This window comes from Sulfitobacter sp. (genome assembly GCF_041552635.1).
GTDB lineage: Bacteria > Pseudomonadota > Alphaproteobacteria > Rhodobacterales > Rhodobacteraceae > Sulfitobacter.
Genome location: NZ_JBFEKM010000083.1, coordinates 1 through 18,130, shown reverse-complemented (window position 1 = coordinate 18,130; position 18,130 = coordinate 1). Strand labels below are relative to the sequence as shown.

Below are 18,130 nucleotides of genomic sequence, written 5' to 3'. Positions count from 1 at the left end.
TGTGTCTGCCTTTGCCTGATTTCGCCCGCGTGTATCAAAGCCTGCCCTGAAATGCCCAGACCCTGTTCTTCCAAATGGAGAAAAATCCTCGCCGACGGCATAGAAACTCTATTGTGCGACGGTCTATTTTTCGGACACAACGCCGATGATCGGCCCAAGCGGGCTGAAGCCAAGGTCATTGCGTCCCAATTCGGGGGCCCGCAACCGCGAAACATTGCCATCAAAATAAAGTGCGTTCGGCAGATTTAGCTGATCGCGGAAATAGACCGCGAAATCGTGGAAATTAATCACGCCATTGGAAATAACAAAGACCGCTCGCTTGCCGTCTGCACTGGTCCCTACACCATTGCGCACATAGCGCGATGTCCCGTCTTTCAGGAAACGCGGATGCAATTTGCCGTTTATAACCAACATTGGACCGGATTGTGTCGCACTTGTGCAGTCCGGGCTTTCGGTTAAAAACCGCATGGTTTCAAACACATCGGCCCGCCCCTTGCGCAGACACAGTACGCCGTTGGGCAAAAGACCGAAATTACCAGGACCATCGCTGCTGATCACGCTTTGATATTCTGTCCCGTTCTCAAGGTAATACCCGACGGGCGCGCGGTCATCGTGGTACATGCCCGCGTTCATCGCAAAGCCTAGTTTCTTGTCCTGCGCGCCAAGTGCAGTGTTGAGCGTGTTGAAATACCCGTAGGGGGTGCCGTCAGGCGCATAAAGAAACAGGCCAAGCGTATCGACGTTCAGGTCAACCTCGCAGGTGGAAAAGCTGTTACCTTGATACGCCTCGGTTCGGCAAGATTCTGCGCTGGCAAGGTTTGCCGCCCAGCCAATCAGCAAAGCCAAGGCCAGAATGTGCTTCACTGGGCCGCCGGGTCCTTGTCCGTAATATCCGTGCCGGATGATTCTGTATCGGACAAATCGCCGTCCGTTTCATCCGTATCCGGGGCTTCGGCATCGCGCCGCACGACGTCTTGCGCCAGCATGCGGCGTGTTTCGTCCATCCGGTCAAATGTCTCGTCCAGTTGGAACCGCAGATCGGGCGCGAATTTCAGAACCAGCTTCTTTGACATCTGCCGCCGCAATTCACCCTTGTTGCGGGCAAGCAGCTTCAGCACATCCTCGCGACCTTCGCCGCCCAGAGGCAGAACATATGCCGTCGCTATCTTAAGATCGGGGGACGCCCGAACCTCGCCGACGGTGATCGACATGCGGTTAAGTTCCGGATCGTGGACATCGCCGCGTGCCAAAACATCTGACAACGCCCGGCGAATGGTTTCACCCACCCGAAGCTGCCTTTGCGTGGGGCCCGAGCCCTCATGTAACTTGTTCTTTGCCATAGGCTTCATCTAAGGGGTTGCTGAGGTTTTGCCAAGCAGGTCGCCACACGCTAAACCAATCATGAAAAAGGAGCACAGTATGAGCGATACACCGGGCGTAACAATTACAGGGGCTTCGGGCCGTATGGGCCAGATGTTGATTGGGCAGGTTTCAGCCAATGACCGTGTGCGGCTGGTGGGCGCGATTGAACGCCCCGGTCACGCGTGGGTGGGCCAAGATGTCGGAATCGCCATGGGGGGTACTGCTTTGGGGGTGATCGTGACCGATGACCCGCTTGAGGCAATCGCTCCGGCCCAAGCCGTGATCGACTTTACCGCACCCGAAGCAACGCTGGAGTTCGCGGCCCTGTGCGCGCAGGCCCGCGCCGTACATGTCATTGGAACAACCGGCATGACCGATGATCAGATTGCAGCACTGGAACCTGCTGCACGCCATGCGGTGATCGTTCGCGCCGGCAACATGAGCCTGGGCGTCAACCTGCTGACACAGCTGACAAAGCGTGTCGCCGCAGCCTTGGATGATGACTTCGACATCGAAATCATCGAGGCACACCACAACCAGAAGGTCGATGCGCCCTCGGGTACTGCATTGATGCTGGGCGAGGCCGCTGCCGAAGGGCGCGGGGTTGTGTTGGCTGACGTGTCCGATCGCGGACGCGACGGCATCACGGGGGCGCGCAAAAGGGGCGACATCGGCTTTGCCGCGATTCGCGGTGGCGATATCGTCGGAGAGCATGACGTTCTTTTTGCCTCAGCTGGCGAACGTATCATCCTGCGCCACCTTGCCACGGACCGCGCCGTTTTTGCGCGTGGCGCGATCAAAGCAGCGCTTTGGGGGCAAGGGAAATCACCGGGGGCCTATGACATGCTGGATGTTCTGGGGTTGAACGACTGAGCATCACCGTTTTTTGATCACGCCTTTGCTTTTCTTAGGTCGCGCTGAAACTATCTTAACGACCGTTACGTTATCTTGGGTGAAGCAAACGGCAGGAGATAGTGAAGATGAAAGTGACATTGGCAACATGTGCGGCTTTTTTTGTGCTATCCACAGCAGCTTATGCGGATTTCCAAACGGTCAAAAACCAGTCTGATTTTGTGTCGGCCGTCACGGGCAAGAAATTGACCCGACCTTTGGTCGAACTTCGGGTTTCCGCCGATGGTGCCATTTCCGGCAAAGGGGCTGTTTGGGATGTGTCGGGGTCGTGGGTCTGGAAAGACGGATTCTTTTGCCGTACGCTTGAATGGGGCGGCGACGACCTTGGCTATAATTGCCAAGAAGTCGAAGTAAATGGCGGCAAGATCAGATTTACGTCTGACAAAGGCACAGGTGATTCTGCGGATTTTACGTTACGCTAAAGATCCCCGCTTGATCCGTGCACGATTTTTGCAAAAAAAGTCGGAGCAGAGTTTTTGAAAATTCTGGGTAGCGCCTCAAACGTTCCTTCTTAGGAACATATCAGAAATCGACCGCGATTCCCTTCTTCTCCCAATCTCCATACCGCACAGGTTCGGGTCCATCGCGGCCCCCTAATTCGGCGGGCAAATCCAACTCTTGTGCTTTCTTACGCCGCTCTGCTGCTTCGGCCAAGGCACGCTGTGCCGCCGGAGGCAAGGCTTGTTCAACCAGCGGATTTGGTCCCGGCTCGGGCTGGGGGGGCAAATCGGGTCCGGGTTCCGGGATCGGGGCAGGATCATGGGGGGGGCCAGGCATCGGGCGTTTACCGGCTTGGGTCATTGTGTCATCCTCTTGAGGCTACTCGCCCCTTGATATACGCCGCACCAAAGCCCAGACAACCCAAGCCCCCAAATAAGAAAGCGTTTTGCATGTCAGATACCGGTGTTCAGGCCCGCAGAAGCGCGGTTTATCTATTGGATATGATTTTGGGCGAAGAGCGTCTGATGTCAGAACTTTTGGCCGCAGGTGTCCTTGACAAGCTGCCACCGGATGATCGTGCGCGTGCCCAACGTCTTGCGCTTGATACGTTGCGCGGGATGGAACGTGCGGACCGGTTGCTGCAAAAACATCTGTCAAAGTACCCGCCCTTGACCGTGCGCAACGCCCTGCGGGTCGGCACGGTGGAGCTGTGTCAAGGCGGCGCTGCCCATGGTGTCGTCAACGCGATGGTCGAACTTGTTGCGACGCATAAAAAACTGGGACACCTCAAGGGGCTAACCAATGCCGTACTGCGCAAAATCGCCGCTGAGGGGCCCGAGGCATGGGCTGCCTTGCGGTCCCCCCGTTTGCCTAAATGGTTGCGCGGTCCGCTGGTCGATGCATGGGGCGCAGAGGCAATAGCCGGCATCGAAGCCGCGCATTTCGCTGGCGCGCCGCTTGATTTGACCGCCAAAAATGACCCCGACGCGTTGGCGCTTGCGGTTGGCGGCTCTGTCTTGCCTAGTGGGTCGGTACGGGTCATGGACGCAGGTCAGGTCACCGCGATGCCGGGTTTCGCCGAAGGGGACTGGTGGGTGCAAGACGCCGCCGCAGCCCTGCCGGTCAAGATTCTGGCCCCGCAAAAGGGCGAAGCGGTGCTTGATCTTTGTGCCGCACCCGGTGGCAAAACCATGCAGCTTGCGGCGGCTGGTGCGCAGGTGACCGCTGTGGACAGTTCAAAGCAACGGATGCAGCGGGTCAAAGAAAACCTTGCCCGTGTGCATCTGCCCGCGAAAAATGTCGTTATGGATGCCCGCGCGTTCGAGGGGCAATTCAATGCCATTTTGCTGGATGCGCCTTGTTCCGCGACCGGCACGATTCGACGCCACCCCGATTTGCCGCACGCCAAGGACGGCTCCGAATTCGGAGAGCTGATCGAGCTGCAATCCGAGTTGATTGACCATGCCTGGTCGCTGCTGAACCCCGGTGGACGCTTGGTGTTTTGCACATGTTCGCTGTTGCCGGACGAAGGCGAAGTACAAGTGGACGAAGCGCTTGAGCGCCATTCGGACATGACCGTGGACGCAAGCGCATTGGACATTCCGGGCATTGACCCGGCTTGGATCTCGTCAGAGGGCGGCTTGCGGTTACGGCCTGATTATTGGGCAGAACTTGGCGGGATGGACGGCTTTTACATCGCGTGCCTGCGCAAGGCTGGCTAGGCTGCTGTTGGGGAAGTGGCAAAAGTCGGCACTGCGCGGACCTTGATGCCAAAATGCGGTGACTCAGCGCACAACCGACGCTATGCTGTGCCAAACGCCACCAGAGCGTCCAGAGGCACCGTATGTTAAGCACCCGATTTCAGGCGCATAAATCGCGCTTTCTCAACCAATGGCACGCCCGGGCTGCAACCCGGACGCGGGCGCAGGCACGTGGCTTTGTCTCAGCGCCAGAACCCCGCACGATCGGGTCTTTTGCACGTGGTCGTCAGTTGATTGCGGGCAATCTGTTGTTCTCGGGCAATCTGATCGAAGCGCCAGACGCCGAAACCTTGTGGGATGTCGCAACCCCGGATCAGGATTTCGCAAGAGAACTGCATGGCTTTGCATGGATGGATGATCTGGCCGCTGTCGGTGATATCCGTGCGCGCACGACCGCACAGCGGTGGCTTTGGGGCTGGATAGACCAGTTTGGCAAGGGGCGCGGCATTGGCTGGACGCCCGATCTGACCGGGCGTCGGTTAATCCGGTGGATTAACCATGCCTTGTTCCTGCTGCGCGGCACAGAGCACGACAAAAGTGACGTTTTCTATCGGTCCTTGGTAGAGCAAACCAATTTCCTGTCCCGGCGCTGGCAAGGCGCTGCACCCGGCTTGCCCCGGTTCGAGGCGCTGACAGGGCTGATTTACGCGGGGCTGTCGATCGAAGGGCAAGAGGCGCTCGCTGATCCTGCGATCAAAGCGTTAGCGCGGGAATGTGATACGCAGATCGACGAACAGGGGGGGCTGCCCACCCGAAATCCCGAAGAACTTTTGCAGGTGTTTACGCTTCTGACATGGGCCGCCGCAGCGCTTAGCGATGCGGGGCGGGGCACGCCCAAGGCACATATGGCCGCGATTGAACGCATTGCCCCCACGTTGCGTACCTTGCGCCATGCAGATGGCGGGTTGGCGCGCTTTCACGGTGGCGGGCGCGGCCCCGAAGGCTGGCTGGACCACGCGCTGTCCACGGCCAAGGTCAAAACCACCCAGCCCGACGGGTTGTCGATGGGCTATGCGCGCCTGTCCGCCGGGCGCACCAGCGTGATCATCGACGCCAGCCCGCCCCCCGGCGGGGCCGCATCTGTGAATGCCCATGCATCGACACTTGCGTTTGAACTGACCTCGGGCAGGCGTCCCTTGGTGGTCAACTGTGGGTCGGGCGCGTCATTCGGCGCAGAATGGCGCCGCGCAGGGCGCGCCACCCCGTCGCATTCGGGTCTGTCATTGGGTGGATTTTCCAGCGCACGATTGTCGCCCCCCGACCGCTATGCCGGGCAAGAGGCGTTGATCGAATGCCCGACCGACGTTCCGGTCGAAATCAGCACGCTGGCCGATGGAACCTGCTTTCAGGGCGGGCATAACGGCTATGTCGCGGGCTTTGGTCTGACCCATGCGCGTACGCTTGAATTGACCTATGACGGGCGCGCGGTGGCCGGAGAAGACATGTTGCTGGCGATGGACGATGCCGAAAAGCGTCAGTTCGACCGCCAGATGGACGCGGTAAAACTGAAAGGCATCCCGTTCGAGATTCGTTTTCATCTGCATCCCGACGTGGACGCAACCCTTGATCTGGGCGGTGCGGCAATTTCCATGGCGCTCAAAAGCGGCGAGATTTGGGTGTTTCGTCATGACGGCACCCATAAACTGTCTTTGGAACCAAGCGTTTATCTGGAACGCAACCGTCTAAAGCCGCGTGCATCGTTGCAAATATTGCTTTCGGGGCGGACCATAACCCATGCGACACGGGTCAGGTGGTCCTTGTCGAAAGCGCAGGAAACTGCGATTGGCGTGCGTGATCTGTCGCTCGACGATCCTTATGATGACCAAGACTGACCCAAGGAACCTATCTCATGCCCGATCTGCACCCCGTTTCCCGCGCCCTTCTTTCCGTTTCAGACAAGACCGGGTTGGTCGAACTGGGGCAGGCACTGGCGTCCCACGGGGTTGAACTGCTGAGCACGGGCGGCACGGCAAAAGCGTTGCGCGATGCGGGGCTGGCCGTGAAAGATGTGGCCGAAGTGACCGGATTTCCCGAGATGATGGACGGCCGGGTCAAGACGCTGCACCCGGTGGTGCATGGCGGATTGCTGGCGCTGCGTGACAATGATGCGCATGTCGCGGCGATGGACGAACATGGCATTGGTGCAATCGATCTGGTGGTGGTGAACCTTTATCCGTTCGAAGAAACCGTGGCCAAGGGTGCGGCCTATGACGAAGTGATCGAGAATATTGACATCGGCGGCCCTGCGATGATCCGCTCTGCCGCGAAAAACCATGGCTTTGTAAATGTGATCGTCGATGTTGAGGATTACGCCGTAGTGATTGGCGAGCTGCAGGAAAACAACGGTCAGACATCCTATGCCCTGCGCCAGCGTTTGGCCCAGACGGCCTATGCCCGCACGGCGGCCTATGACACCGCCGTTAGCACATGGATGGCCGCGCAGGTTGGTGGAACGCCACGCCGCCGGACCGTGGGCGGCACCCTCGCGCAGACCCTGCGCTATGGCGAAAACCCGCATCAGACGGCGGCCTATTACACAGACGGGTCAAACCGCCCCGGCGTTGCCACCGCGACCCAGCATCAGGGCAAGGAACTGTCCTATAACAACATCAACGACACCGATGCGGCGTACGAACTGGTCAGCGAATTTGATCCCGCCCAAGGTCCTGCCTGCGCGATTATCAAACACGCCAACCCCTGCGGTGTTGCGCGCGGCACGTCGATGGTTGATGCCTATGCCCGTGCGTTCGATTGTGACCGGACATCGGCCTTTGGCGGTATCATCGCGCTGAACCAGACGCTGGACGGCGAAACCGCCGAAGCGATCAGCGAGATTTTCACCGAGGTCGTGATTGCCCCCGGTGCGACCGACGACGCCAAGGCGATCTTTGCCAAGAAAAAGAACCTGCGTCTGCTGACAACCAACGGTTTGGCGGACCCGTCCGTGGCTGCTTTGGCATTCCGGCAGGTATCGGGCGGCTATCTGGTGCAGGACAAGGATGTTGGCCGGATTACCATGGATGACCTCAAGATCGTGACCAAGCGCCAGCCGTCTGAACAAGAACTGGCTGACATGATGTTCGCATGGACCGTCGCCAAGCACGTCAAATCCAACGCGATCATCTATGTCAAAGACGGGGCCACCGTGGGCGTCGGTGCCGGCCAGATGAGCCGCGTTGACAGCACACGCATTGCAGCGCGCAAGGCGCAAGATATGGCCGAAGCAATGGGCTTGCCCGCCCCACTGACCCAAGGGTCTGTCGTTGCCTCTGACGCGTTTTTCCCATTTGCCGACGGTCTGATTACTGCCGCCGAAGCCGGGGCAACAGCCCTGATCCAGCCCGGTGGTTCGATGCGCGATGACGAGGTGATTGCAGCGGCGGATGAGGCTGGCCTTGCCATGGTCTTTACCGGCATGCGCCACTTCAGGCACTAGGAGCTAAGCGAGTAGTTATGCGTATTATGTTCTGGGCCGGTTTTTTGGCCTTCATCACCGACCAGCTTAGCAAGTACCTTGTTGTGCACATGATGGAGCTGAGCCGCATCATGTCCATTGATGTGCTGCCCCCGCTGTTGAACTTTCGCTATGGCGAAAACAGGGGCATTAACTTTGGGCTGTTCGGTGATGGATCGGACGCAAGCCGCTGGATACTGATCGCCATTGCAGCCGTGATTTGTGTGGGGGTCGTCATTTGGGCGCGCCGCCATGCGATCGGGGTCTGGGCGAAAATCAGTGCGGGCCTTCTGGTGGGCGGTGCGCTGGCCAATGTCGTCGACAGGCTGGTCTATGGCTATGTGCTTGATTTCCTGAACATGTCATGTTGCGGGATCAACAATCCCTTCGTGTTCAATATGGCTGACGTCTACATCTTTGCCGGTGCGATCGGTCTGATCTTTTTCACATCGACGCCGAAACCCGCCCCAAAAACACCGCGTAAAAAAGGCCAGTGACATTTCGTACCCGCCTGCGATAGTTATGCTGTGACCTATAGGAGATCTGTCATGCGCCTTGTCGCCGCTCTTGTCCTGATACCGCTTTTGGTTGGCGCTTGTGCCAATCAAGGGCTGCGTGACATCCGTGGCACCTCAAGAGGGCCCGATGAGTTTCTTGTACAGCCGGTCAAGCCGCTTGCGCAGCCGACCAGCTATAGCGCGCTGCCGCCGCCGACACCGGGGCAAGCGAACCTGACAGACCGGGACGCTTTGGCCGAAGGGATTGTCGCCTTTGGTGGTACGCCACAATCTGCCGGTGGCGCGGTGCCGGCAAGCGACGGTGCGCTGGTCCAGCAGGCCAGCCGGTTTGGCGTGACCCAAGGCATTCGCCAGCAGCTTGCCGAAACCGATGCCGCATTCCGCAAGGGCAAAGCACGCTTTACCCAGATCAAGATTGTGCCGACCGATCGTTATAATCAGGCCTATCGCGGTCAGGCATTGAATGCCGACACCGAAGCACAACGCTGGCGGCGGGCAGGGGCACGGACCCCGTCTGCCCCCCCCGCGAATTAAGCCGGCTTAGATTACAATTGTGTTAGGTCCCTTGATCGCTCCGTAAGGTGGCGTAAGTAGGGTGTCATAGGACCCTGTTCAAAGGACCGACCATGATCAGACTACCGGCCCTCGCGGCCCTCTTTTCGCTTGTGATGCCTGCAACGGTGGCCTTGGCTGCCGATAACGAAGCGGTCACACATTTCACGCTTGATAACGGGATGGAGGTCGTGGTCGTCGAAGACCACCGCGCGCCGTCGGTCCAGCAAATGGTTTGGTACCGCGCCGGATCTGCTGATGAACCCAAAGGGTCATCAGGTGTGGCGCATTTTCTTGAACATCTGTTGTTCAAGGCCACAGATAAAATGGAATCGGGTGAATTTTCCGCGACGGTTGCCAAGAATGGCGGCCGCGACAACGCCTTTACCAGCTATGATTACACCGCTTATTTCCAGCGCGTCGCTGCCGACCGTCTGGAACTTATGATGCGGATGGAATCGGACAGGATGAAGAACATTCGTTTGACGCCGGAAAACATTGCGACAGAACGCGACGTGATCATCGAAGAACGCAACCAGCGGACGGAAAACGACCCGTCAGCCTTGTTCCGTGAACAGTTGAATGCGGCGCAATACCTGAACCACCGCTATGGCACGCCGATCATCGGCTGGATGCACGAGATGCGCGAACTTGACCTGCAAGATGCGCTGGATTTCTACAGCCTGTATTATTCCCCCAATAACGCAATTCTGGTTGTTTCCGGCGATGTCGAACCCGACAGCGTGCGCACCTTGGCAGAGCAATATTACGGCGTGATCCCCGCCAACCCCGATTTGCCTGAACGCCTGCGCACGCAAGAGCCCCCCCAAACCGCCGAGCGGCGCATGATCTTCCGTGATCCTCGTGTGGCACAGGAATATGTCAGCCGGTCCTATCTGGCGCAGGAACGTGATCCGGGTGATCAAAAAACCGCCGCAGCCCTGACCATGTTGGCCGAGATTTTGGGCGGCGGGACAACGTCTTATTTTGCGGAAAAGTTGCAATTTGATGCCCCCGTGGCGACCTATGCGGCGGCGTTCTATCGCGGGCTGTCTTTGGATGACACGACGTTTGACCTTGTGATCGTTCCGCAGGCCGATGTGACCTTGCAAGAGGCCGAAGACGCGATGGACGCGGCAGTGGCCAGCTTTATGAAAGATGGCGTTGACCCTGAACAGCTTGAGCGGATCAAAAGCCAGATTCGTGCTGAACAAATCTATTCCCGCGACAGCGCCGATAGCGTGGCTAACCGTTATGGCAGCGCCTTGGCGATCAGCTTGACCGTGAAGGATGTGCAAGAATGGCCCGATGTGCTTGAGGCCGTGACGGCAGAAGATATCATGCAGGCCGCCCGTGACGTGTTTAACCGTGAGGCATCTGTCACAGGCTGGCTGATGCGCGAAGAGGTGACCCAATGAGACTGTTTTACGCGCTTGCCCTGACCCTGCTGGCCGCATTCCCCGCCCGCGCCGAGGTGAACATTCAACAAGTGACGTCGCCGGGGGGATTGACCGCTTGGCTGGTCGAAGAACATTCGATCCCGTTTGTCGCCCTTGATGTACGCTTTCGCGGCGGCGCGTCGCTGGATGCGCCGGGAAAACGCGGTGCCATCAATCTGATGACCGGTTTGTTGGAAGAAGGGGCAGGTGACATGGACGCCCGCGCCTTTGCCCGCGAAGCTGAGGGGCTGGCGTCAAGCTTCCGGTTCAACGTCGGGGATGATTCACTGTCAGTCTCCACTCGGTTTCTTGTGGAAAATCAGGATGCGTCAGTCGCGCTGTTGAAACAGGCGCTGCAAAATCCGCGGTTTGATCCAGAGGCGATTGAACGGGTACGGGGGCAGGTTTTGTCCGGCATCCGGTCCAGCGCGAAAGATCCCAATGACATCGCCCGCAAGACCATGGATGGATTACTGTATGGCGAACACCCCTATGCCACATCCCTAAGCGGGACCGAAGAAAGTGTTGCCGCCCTGACCCGTGACGATCTGATCGCCGCCCATGCTGCGGTATTGGCCCAAGACCGGATTTATATCGGAGCAGTTGGCGACATCACGCCAGAGGCGCTTGGCCTGCTGCTGGACGAATTGCTGGGTGACCTGCCCGAAGCCGGTGCCCCAATGCCGCCGCGCGCCACAGTGACAGTGCCATCGGGCATTACGGTGGTTGATTTCCCGACGCCCCAATCCGTTGCTTTGTTCGCACAAAAAGGCATTAGCCAAAAAGACGACGATTTCTTTGCCGCGACGGTGCTGAATCAAGTGCTTGGCGGGGGATCATTTGAAAGCCGTCTAATGGACGAGGTGCGCGAAAAGCGCGGCCTGACCTATGGGGTTTATTCCTATCTCGCGCCGATGGATCTGGCCGAAACCTATCAGGGGTCTGTTAGTTCGGCCAATGATCGTATCGGCGAGGCGATCAGCGTGATACAGGATGAATGGTCCAAAATGGCGGGCCAAGGCGTTACCGAGCAAGAGTTGGACGATGCCAAGACCTACATCACTGGCTCGTATCCCCTGCGGTTCGACGGGAATCAGACGATCGCGGGCATTCTGGTGGGCATGCAGATGCTGGATTTGCCGATTGATTACATCCCGACACGCAACGAAAAGGTAGAGGCGGTGACCTTGGACGACGTCAAGCGCGTCGCCGGTGAATTGCTTGATCCCGAAGGGTTGGCGTTCGTAGTGGTTGGTCAGCCCGAAGGTGTCGAGACCACAGCGACTAAGTGACCTGTTGTTAGAGTGAGGCGCTAAAACGCCACGCGATGTTTTGCCGGACCCTTCGGGGTCCGGCGTGCCTTCGGCGAGGATATTTTCGAGCCAGAGAATACGGGGTTTCGATGTGGGTGGCGCGGGCTATTCGCCGTAAGGAATCCAGACGTTTTTGATTTGTGTGGCGGCCTGAAGGAACGCGTGGCCCGCGCCATCTGGTCCGTGCCAGTCGCGCGCGAGACCGTTGTTGATCCACGTGGGCTTGAGGTTCTGAGCCGAGCTTTTTTCGATTGTCGCGCTGAGATCTTTCGCGCCAAAGCTCCAGACAGCGTTGATATCCATATGCCGTGCAGCGGGTTCTGCGATATCTGTCTGTGGGCCAGTGAGAATATTCACGACCCCAGCGGGCACATCGGAGGTTTCGAGGATCTGGATGAAATCTGTGGCCGACAGCGGGAACGGCGTGCTGGCGGCCAGGATAACACGGTTGCCCATCGCAATCGCGGGGGCCATGCAGGAGATCAGTCCCAACAGCGGGGCTTCGGCTGGGCAAATGGCGCAGATCACGCCAACCGGTTCTTTCATGGCAAGGGCTGCGCCGCGAATGGGAACGCCGTGCACTTGGCCATCGTATTTGTCGGCCCAAGCCGCATATGTGAACAACCGGTTGATGGCGGCCTCGACCTCTTTGGTGCCGGTCTTGCCGCCTTGCATCACGTCGAGCCTGTCGGCGAATTCCTTGCCGCGTGCGGCCAGGTTTTCTGCGATGTAGTACAAGATTTGCGCGCGCAGGTGGCCTGTGGTTTTGCCCCAGCCTTTTGCCGCTTGGGCGGCTTCGACCGCGTTGCGCAAATCCTTGCGGCCCGCAAGCGATACATGGCCCAAAAGCCCGCCGGACTTGCCCCACACAGGCGCTGAATAGCCGCCGTCGGGGCGCGTTTGCTTGCCGCCGATATACAGTTTGGCCGTGCGGTCGATTGGGTCGGCGGCAGCGCCTTTCCCTGCCATCGGTGTAATTTCTTTCAGGGGCTTTCTCACACCTTTAGGTTTGGTGTAGGCGGTCAGACCTTCCCAGCCGCCTTCGCGCCCAAAGCCGCTTTCACGGATGCCGCCAAAGCCGGCTGCGGCGTCCATCATGTTGGTCCCGTTAATCCACACGACGCCAGCCGCCAGTTTCGGCGCGATATCCAGGGCGAGGTTGATGTTCTCGGACCAGATCGTCGCGGCAAGGCCGTAGCGGGTGTTGTTGGCCAGCTGAACCGCCTCGTCGGGTGTCCGGAATGTGGTAGAGACCAGAACGGGGCCGAATATCTCCTCTTGCATCAGGGGATCGGCAGGGTTGAGGCCCGTAATCAAAGTGGGGGGATAATAGCACCCTTCGGTGGGAATTTTTCCGGCGGTAAACAGTTCGCCACTGGTGTTGGCAGCGACCATATTTGTCACGCGCTGCACTTGAACGGGGTCAACCATTGCCCCCATGTCGATCGATTTGTCCAAGGGATTGCCGACCCGAAGCTTGGCCATACGTGCGCGCAGCTTGTCATAGAACCGATCAGCTATTGGTTCATGCACCAGCAACCGTGACCCGGCGCAACAGACCTGACCTTGGTTGAACCAGATTGCATCGACCAACCCTTCAATCGCTGAATCCAGATCGGCGTCATCAAAAACAATATAGGGTGATTTCCCCCCCAGCTCCAAGGTCAGTGCCTTGCCGCTGCCAGCGGTCACTTCACGAATATGCCGACCAACAGTAGTTGATCCGGTAAAGGCGATTTTGTCGACCTCGGCCTGCACGATCATCTCACCGACCTGACCATCTCCAGTGACGATGTTCACGACGCCCTTGGGCAGACCGGCCTCGCGACAAATATCAGCGAATAAGAGCGCAGTAATCGATGTATATTCCGCAGGTTTTAGCACCACGGTGTTGCCCATCGCCAAAGCGGGGGCCACTTTCCACGCCAGCATCAGCAAGGGGAAATTCCACGGGATGATCTGACCACACACGCCAAGCGCCTCGGCATCTGGCAATTCGCTTTCCATCAGCTGCGCCATGCCCGCGTGATAGTAGAAATGCCGTTGCGCCAATGGGACATCCACGTCACGCGCCTCGCGGATCGGCTTGCCGTTATCGAGCGTTTCCAGAACCGCAAACAACCGGCTGTGTTTTTGCAAAAGCCGCGCAATCGCATATAGAAAACGCGCCCGCCCATGCCCGCCCAGCTTTGCCCATTTTGGCTGCGCCTTACGGGCCGCTGCGACGGCAGTGTCGACTTCGTCCTGTGAGGCTTGTGTCAAATTCGCCAGCACTTCGCCATTCGCAGGGTTGCGGCTCTCGAAATCATCGCGCGGCTCGGTAAACTCCCCGTCGATAAACTGCCCGAAACGGCTGCCCTGATCCACTAGCCACGCTAGTGCATCCCCGGCAGATTCAGGGGCCGTTCCATAGTCCATGGTATCATAAATTTCCGAAACACTCATGGCTTCACCCTTTTAAAAATACTCAAATCCAAGCCTTGCGACAGACGGCTCAGCTGATGGCGTGGCGATAGCTGGCGGAATAGCTGCCCGTGACGTGATGCTCTAGCTGTCGCTCGATGTCGCCCAACAATGACGACGCGCCAAATCGGAAGAGGTCGGGCCGCAGCCAGCGATCCCCCAGTTCTTCTTTGATCATCGCCAAATAGGTCAACGCATCTTTGGCCTTTGATATCCCGCCCGCAGGTTTATAGCCGATGCGAATGCCGGTGCGCTCATAATAGTCGCGTATCGCGCGGATCATCACCAGCGTTACCGGCAACGTCGCATTCACGCTTTCTTTGCCGGTTGATGTCTTGATGAAATCTGCGCCCGCCATCATGCAAATCATTGATGCGCGTGCGACGTTGCGCAGGCTGCCCAATTCGCCGGTGGCAAGAATGGCCTTCACATGGGCCTCGCCGCAGGCGGCGCGAAATGCGCGCATTTCATCATAAAGCGCCTGCCAGTCGCCAGATAGCACATGCCGCCTAGAGATGACGATATCGATTTCCCCGGCTCCGGCGGCCACGCTCATTTCGATCTCGCGGACGCGCAGTTCCAGTGGCGAAAGGCCTGCGGGGAACCCTGTGGAAACGGCGGCAATGGGAATGTTTGTCCCCGCAAGGGCTGCTTTGGCGGGGGCGATCATCTCGTGATACACGCAGACTGCGCCTACAGTGATCGGTTCCACGCCCAGTGCCTCTAGCAGCGCGGGTGCCACTGGCTGGCGTGCCTTGGCACACAGGCGCTGGACCCGGCGGGCGGTGTCGTCGCCTGACAGTGTCGTCAAATCAATGCAGCTGATTGCGCGCAGCAGCCACGCGGCTTGGTGGTCTTTCTTGACCGACCGCCGTGCTGGCAAAGACGCAGCGCGCCGTTCCACCGCCGAGGTGTTGACCTGCACCGCGCGCACCCAATCCATATCCAGAGGCATGCCGGGATTGCGCGGTTCGGTCACCTGCGGCAGTTGGTTTTGGCCCACGTCTGCGGGGTCGGTCACAAGGCTGGGGTTGGTTTGGGACATGGGGCGCATTCCTGTCTGATCAGGGTGTAAACTCGCATGGCGTTGCGATGATTGGCAAGTCCTGCGCCGCTACGTCAGCAGGGGGCTCAGCTTCCGCGATAGGTCGAATAGCCAAAGGGCGACAGCAGCAGTGGCACGTGATAATGCGCGTCACCGTCCGAAATGCCAAAGCGCAGCGGAATTTCATCCAGAAACCGGGGGGCCTCGGGCGGGGTGCCGATCGCATCCAGATATGTACCTGCCTCGAACACCAATTCGTAGATGCCGGTGGCAAACTGTTCCTTGGGCAGGATAGGCACATCGGTCCGGCCATCTGCATTGGTCACCATCTGGGCCAGTTTCATGCGATTGGCCCCTTCGATGCGATAAAGCGTGATCGCTAACCCGCCCGCTGGTTGCCCGCGCGCAGTATCCAGAACATGGGTCGTCAGATAACCGTTAGCCATGGTGATGTAATTTCCTTTGTTTGCTTCTTGTGCACGATAGAGGCGATGCAAGGCAGGTCAATGCCCTCATCAGCCCGCAATCTGCACGCGAATCGTCTTTTTTTCGATACCGATTCGTTTTTGTTTTGACCTGCGAATCATCCTGCGCCTATATGAGTGTCACATAGAAACAGATGCGCGGAATGAACCTGCGCGAAAAAGTCTGAAATATGTATGCTTGTGAACAGAATTCTTATGATCGGGCAGCCCGCGCACAGCGCGGTGATCTTTGGACAGGGGGCGATAGGCCTGCACATGCACGGCGCATGGGCAGCGGCCCCTTCCTTTCACTTTCAGCCCTAATCCTTTCCAAAATACCTGCGTTTGCGGCATATGTTTCAATGTTCGGTTTGCTGTACATTTCGGGGCATCAGTGCTTGATATCTACGGGTGCGCGGCTCAATCTGCGCCGTGCATATCGAAGGACATTTGAATGAACCGCTACCCTCGTGATTTTCATGGCTATGGCTGTACGACCCCAGATCCCAAATGGCCGGGTGGTGCGCGCATCGCGGTTCAGTTCGTCATCAATTACGAAGAGGGCGGCGAGAATAACGTGTTGCATGGCGATGCCGCGTCAGAGGCATTCCTGTCCGAGATCGTCGGGGCCGCACCTTGGCCGGGCCAGCGCCATTGGAACATGGAATCGATCTATGATTACGGCGCGCGGGCCGGGTTCTGGCGCCTGCACCGCCTGTTTACGGGCGCGGAAATTCCGGTAACGGTGTACGGTGTCGCCAGCGCGCTGGCGCGGTCGCCCGCGCAGGTCGAAGCCATGCGCGAAGCTGATTGGGAAATCGCCAGTCACGGGCTGAAATGGATCGACTACAAGGACCACAGTGCCGAAGCCGAAAGCGCCGACATCACCGAAGCCATTCGTTTGCATCGCGAAGTCGTAGGCACATCGCCGCGCGGTTGGTACACGGGCCGCAGTTCGATCAACACCGTGGCTTTGGCCGCCGAAACCGGTGTATTCGATTATATCTCTGATACCTATGACGATGACCTGCCCTATTGGATGCAGGTTGCGGGCCGCGATCAGCTGATCATCCCCTATACGCTGGATTGCAACGACATGCGCTTTGCCACGCCGCAGGGGTTTAATTCGGGCGATCAGTTCTATGCCTATCTGCGCGACACCTTTGACGCGCTTTATGCCGAAGGGTGCGACGGGGCGGCCAAGATGATGTCGATCGGGTTGCATTGCCGTCTGGTGGGGCGTCCGGGCCGTATTCAGGCGCTTAAGCGTTTTATCGACTACATCAAAGGTTTTGAGGGCGTCTGGACCCCGCGCCGGATCGACATTGCCGACCATTGGCGCGCGACGCATCCCCCGCAGCACCCCTTGCGTATCGATCTGATGGACCGCGCCAGTTTTGTTGAAAAATTCGGCGGCGTGTTCGAACATTCTGCATGGATCGCCGAACGTGGTTTTGATCTGGAACTGGGCCCAGCCCATAACTGCGTAGCCGGAATTCACAACGCTCTGGCGCGGGTGTTCCGATCTTCCAGTCACGCAGAACGCAAGGCCGTGCTGACCGCCCACCCCGATTTGGCGGGCAAACTGGCTGCGGCCAAACGGCTGACAGCAGAAAGCACCGGTGAACAGGCCAGCGCCGGCCTTGATGCGCTGACAGACGCCGAACGCAATCAGTTCCAAGACCTTAACGCGGCCTATGTCGCCAAGCACGGTTTCCCCTTTATCATCGCCGTCAAGGATCACGACAAGGCCAGCATCCTGCGCCATTTCGAGGACCGGCTGGCAAATGATACCGCCACCGAATTCACCACCGCCTGCGCGCAGGTCGAACGCATCGCACGTTTGCGACTGGAGTCCATGCTATGAGCTATGCCTTTCCCCCCGGCGGTCTGCCCGACCAGTCGCAATCGCCAGAAAGCACGGCAGTGTTCACGGATGCCTATGCGGTGATCCCTGCATCGGTGCAGCGCGATATCGTTACCAGTTTTCTGCCCGGCTGGTCGAATACGCGCGCCTGGGTTTTGGCCCGGCCCTTGACGGGGTTCGCCGAAACCTTTGCCCAATACGCCTTGGAACTGGCCCCCGGTGGCGGCAGCGCCACCCCCGAACCGGACATGGATGCCCAAGCGGTGTTGTTCGTGGCGCATGGCACGGCGCGTTTGACCATCGGGCGGGATGCCTATGATCTGGTTGCGGGGTCCTATGTTTACCTGCCGCCTGCTGCGGTTTGGACATTGTGGAATTCGGCTGACACGGCCTGTGGCATCCATTGGATCCGCAAGCGGTACGTCGCAGCGAAAGGCATCTCTATCCCTCCGGCGGTGGTGACCCACGAAGATGACGTGCCACATATGGCCATGCCAGACACAAACGGGGCATGGGCGACACAGCGCTTTATGGACCCGC

Annotated in this window: 17 protein-coding genes; 11 read left to right on the top strand and 6 right to left on the bottom strand. The window is 58.6% G+C overall.

The features are described from left to right. Nucleotides 1-123: 123 nt before the first annotated feature. Both ABYT07_RS11435 and rbfA read right to left on the bottom strand, forming a co-directional pair. On the bottom strand, nucleotides 124-864 hold the full coding sequence (locus ABYT07_RS11435) for a phosphodiester glycosidase family protein (protein WP_372991784.1): 741 nt from the start codon (nucleotides 862-864) through the stop codon (nucleotides 124-126). Next, on the bottom strand, nucleotides 861-1,340 hold the full coding sequence (gene rbfA / locus ABYT07_RS11430; protein WP_372991783.1) for a 30S ribosome-binding factor RbfA: 480 nt from the start codon (nucleotides 1,338-1,340) through the stop codon (nucleotides 861-863). The genes ABYT07_RS11435 and rbfA overlap by 4 nt, the downstream gene beginning before the upstream one ends. A gap of 79 nt (nucleotides 1,341-1,419) precedes the next feature. Between rbfA and dapB the strand changes: the two genes are divergently transcribed. Both dapB and ABYT07_RS11420 read left to right on the top strand, forming a co-directional pair. Continuing rightward, entirely contained in the window at nucleotides 1,420-2,235 is an 816-nt protein-coding gene (gene dapB, locus ABYT07_RS11425) for a 4-hydroxy-tetrahydrodipicolinate reductase (RefSeq protein ID WP_372991782.1), read from the top strand. Nucleotides 2,236-2,342: 107 nt separating this feature from the next. Then, nucleotides 2,343-2,696: a dihydrodipicolinate reductase gene (locus ABYT07_RS11420; protein WP_372991781.1), complete on the top strand. Its 354-nt coding sequence runs from the start codon at nucleotides 2,343-2,345 to the stop codon at nucleotides 2,694-2,696. A gap of 100 nt (nucleotides 2,697-2,796) precedes the next feature. Here ABYT07_RS11420 and ABYT07_RS11415 read toward each other — a convergent pair whose 3' ends face one another. Continuing rightward, nucleotides 2,797-3,075: a DUF1674 domain-containing protein gene (locus tag ABYT07_RS11415; protein ID WP_372991780.1), complete on the bottom strand. Its 279-nt coding sequence runs from the start codon at nucleotides 3,073-3,075 to the stop codon at nucleotides 2,797-2,799. A gap of 89 nt (nucleotides 3,076-3,164) precedes the next feature. On the opposite strand from ABYT07_RS11415, the gene ABYT07_RS11410 reads away from it, so the two are divergent. The 7 genes from ABYT07_RS11410 to ABYT07_RS11380 all read left to right on the top strand — a co-directional run bounded on the left by ABYT07_RS11410 (nucleotide 3,165) and on the right by ABYT07_RS11380 (nucleotide 11,730). Then, entirely contained in the window at nucleotides 3,165-4,436 is a 1,272-nt protein-coding gene (locus ABYT07_RS11410; protein WP_372991779.1) for an RsmB/NOP family class I SAM-dependent RNA methyltransferase, read from the top strand. Between the two features lie 122 nt (nucleotides 4,437-4,558). Beyond that, nucleotides 4,559-6,307, top strand: coding sequence for a heparinase II/III family protein (locus tag ABYT07_RS11405; protein ID WP_372991778.1), 1,749 nt, complete (start codon nucleotides 4,559-4,561; stop codon nucleotides 6,305-6,307). Nucleotides 6,308-6,324: 17 nt separating this feature from the next. Then, nucleotides 6,325-7,911 carry a bifunctional phosphoribosylaminoimidazolecarboxamide formyltransferase/IMP cyclohydrolase gene (gene purH, locus ABYT07_RS11400; protein ID WP_372991777.1) on the top strand — a complete coding sequence of 529 codons (1,587 nt, stop codon included), beginning with the start codon at nucleotides 6,325-6,327 and terminating at the stop codon, nucleotides 7,909-7,911. Nucleotides 7,912-7,928: 17 nt separating this feature from the next. After that, a complete protein-coding gene (gene lspA, locus ABYT07_RS11395; protein WP_372991776.1) occupies nucleotides 7,929-8,426 on the top strand; it encodes a signal peptidase II in 498 nt (165 codons plus the stop codon). 51 nt (nucleotides 8,427-8,477) lie between these two features. Continuing rightward, complete coding sequence (locus ABYT07_RS11390) at nucleotides 8,478-8,981, top strand: DUF3035 domain-containing protein (RefSeq protein WP_372991775.1); 504 nt, start codon at nucleotides 8,478-8,480, stop codon at nucleotides 8,979-8,981. A 92-nt stretch (nucleotides 8,982-9,073) separates the two neighbouring features. After that, entirely contained in the window at nucleotides 9,074-10,417 is a 1,344-nt protein-coding gene (locus tag ABYT07_RS11385; RefSeq protein ID WP_372991774.1) for a M16 family metallopeptidase, read from the top strand. Next, a complete protein-coding gene (locus ABYT07_RS11380; RefSeq protein ID WP_372991773.1) occupies nucleotides 10,414-11,730 on the top strand; it encodes a M16 family metallopeptidase in 1,317 nt (438 codons plus the stop codon). Before ABYT07_RS11385 ends, ABYT07_RS11380 begins: the two co-directional genes overlap by 4 nt. Nucleotides 11,731-11,856: 126 nt before the next feature. Here the strand turns inward: ABYT07_RS11380 and ABYT07_RS11375 are convergent, their stop codons facing one another. The 3 genes from ABYT07_RS11375 to uraH all read right to left on the bottom strand — a co-directional run bounded on the left by ABYT07_RS11375 (nucleotide 11,857) and on the right by uraH (nucleotide 15,705). After that, nucleotides 11,857-14,196: an aldehyde dehydrogenase family protein gene (locus ABYT07_RS11375; protein ID WP_372991772.1), complete on the bottom strand. Its 2,340-nt coding sequence runs from the start codon at nucleotides 14,194-14,196 to the stop codon at nucleotides 11,857-11,859. A 49-nt stretch (nucleotides 14,197-14,245) separates the two neighbouring features. Continuing rightward, on the bottom strand, nucleotides 14,246-15,259 hold the full coding sequence (gene deoC / locus ABYT07_RS11370; RefSeq protein WP_372991771.1) for a deoxyribose-phosphate aldolase: 1,014 nt from the start codon (nucleotides 15,257-15,259) through the stop codon (nucleotides 14,246-14,248). 86 nt (nucleotides 15,260-15,345) lie between these two features. Further along, entirely contained in the window at nucleotides 15,346-15,705 is a 360-nt protein-coding gene (gene uraH / locus ABYT07_RS11365) for a hydroxyisourate hydrolase (RefSeq protein ID WP_372991770.1), read from the bottom strand. Nucleotides 15,706-16,177: 472 nt separating this feature from the next. Here uraH and puuE point away from each other — a divergent pair, with 472 nt between their 5' ends. Together puuE and ABYT07_RS11355 are read left to right on the top strand one after the other, a co-directional pair. Further along, a complete protein-coding gene (puuE, locus tag ABYT07_RS11360) occupies nucleotides 16,178-17,590 on the top strand; it encodes an allantoinase PuuE (RefSeq protein WP_372991769.1) in 1,413 nt (470 codons plus the stop codon). After that, nucleotides 17,587-18,130, top strand: a 544-nt coding sequence (locus ABYT07_RS11355) for a (S)-ureidoglycine aminohydrolase (RefSeq protein ID WP_372991767.1), incomplete at its 3' end; no start/stop codon positions are given. The genes puuE and ABYT07_RS11355, both read left to right, overlap by 4 nt.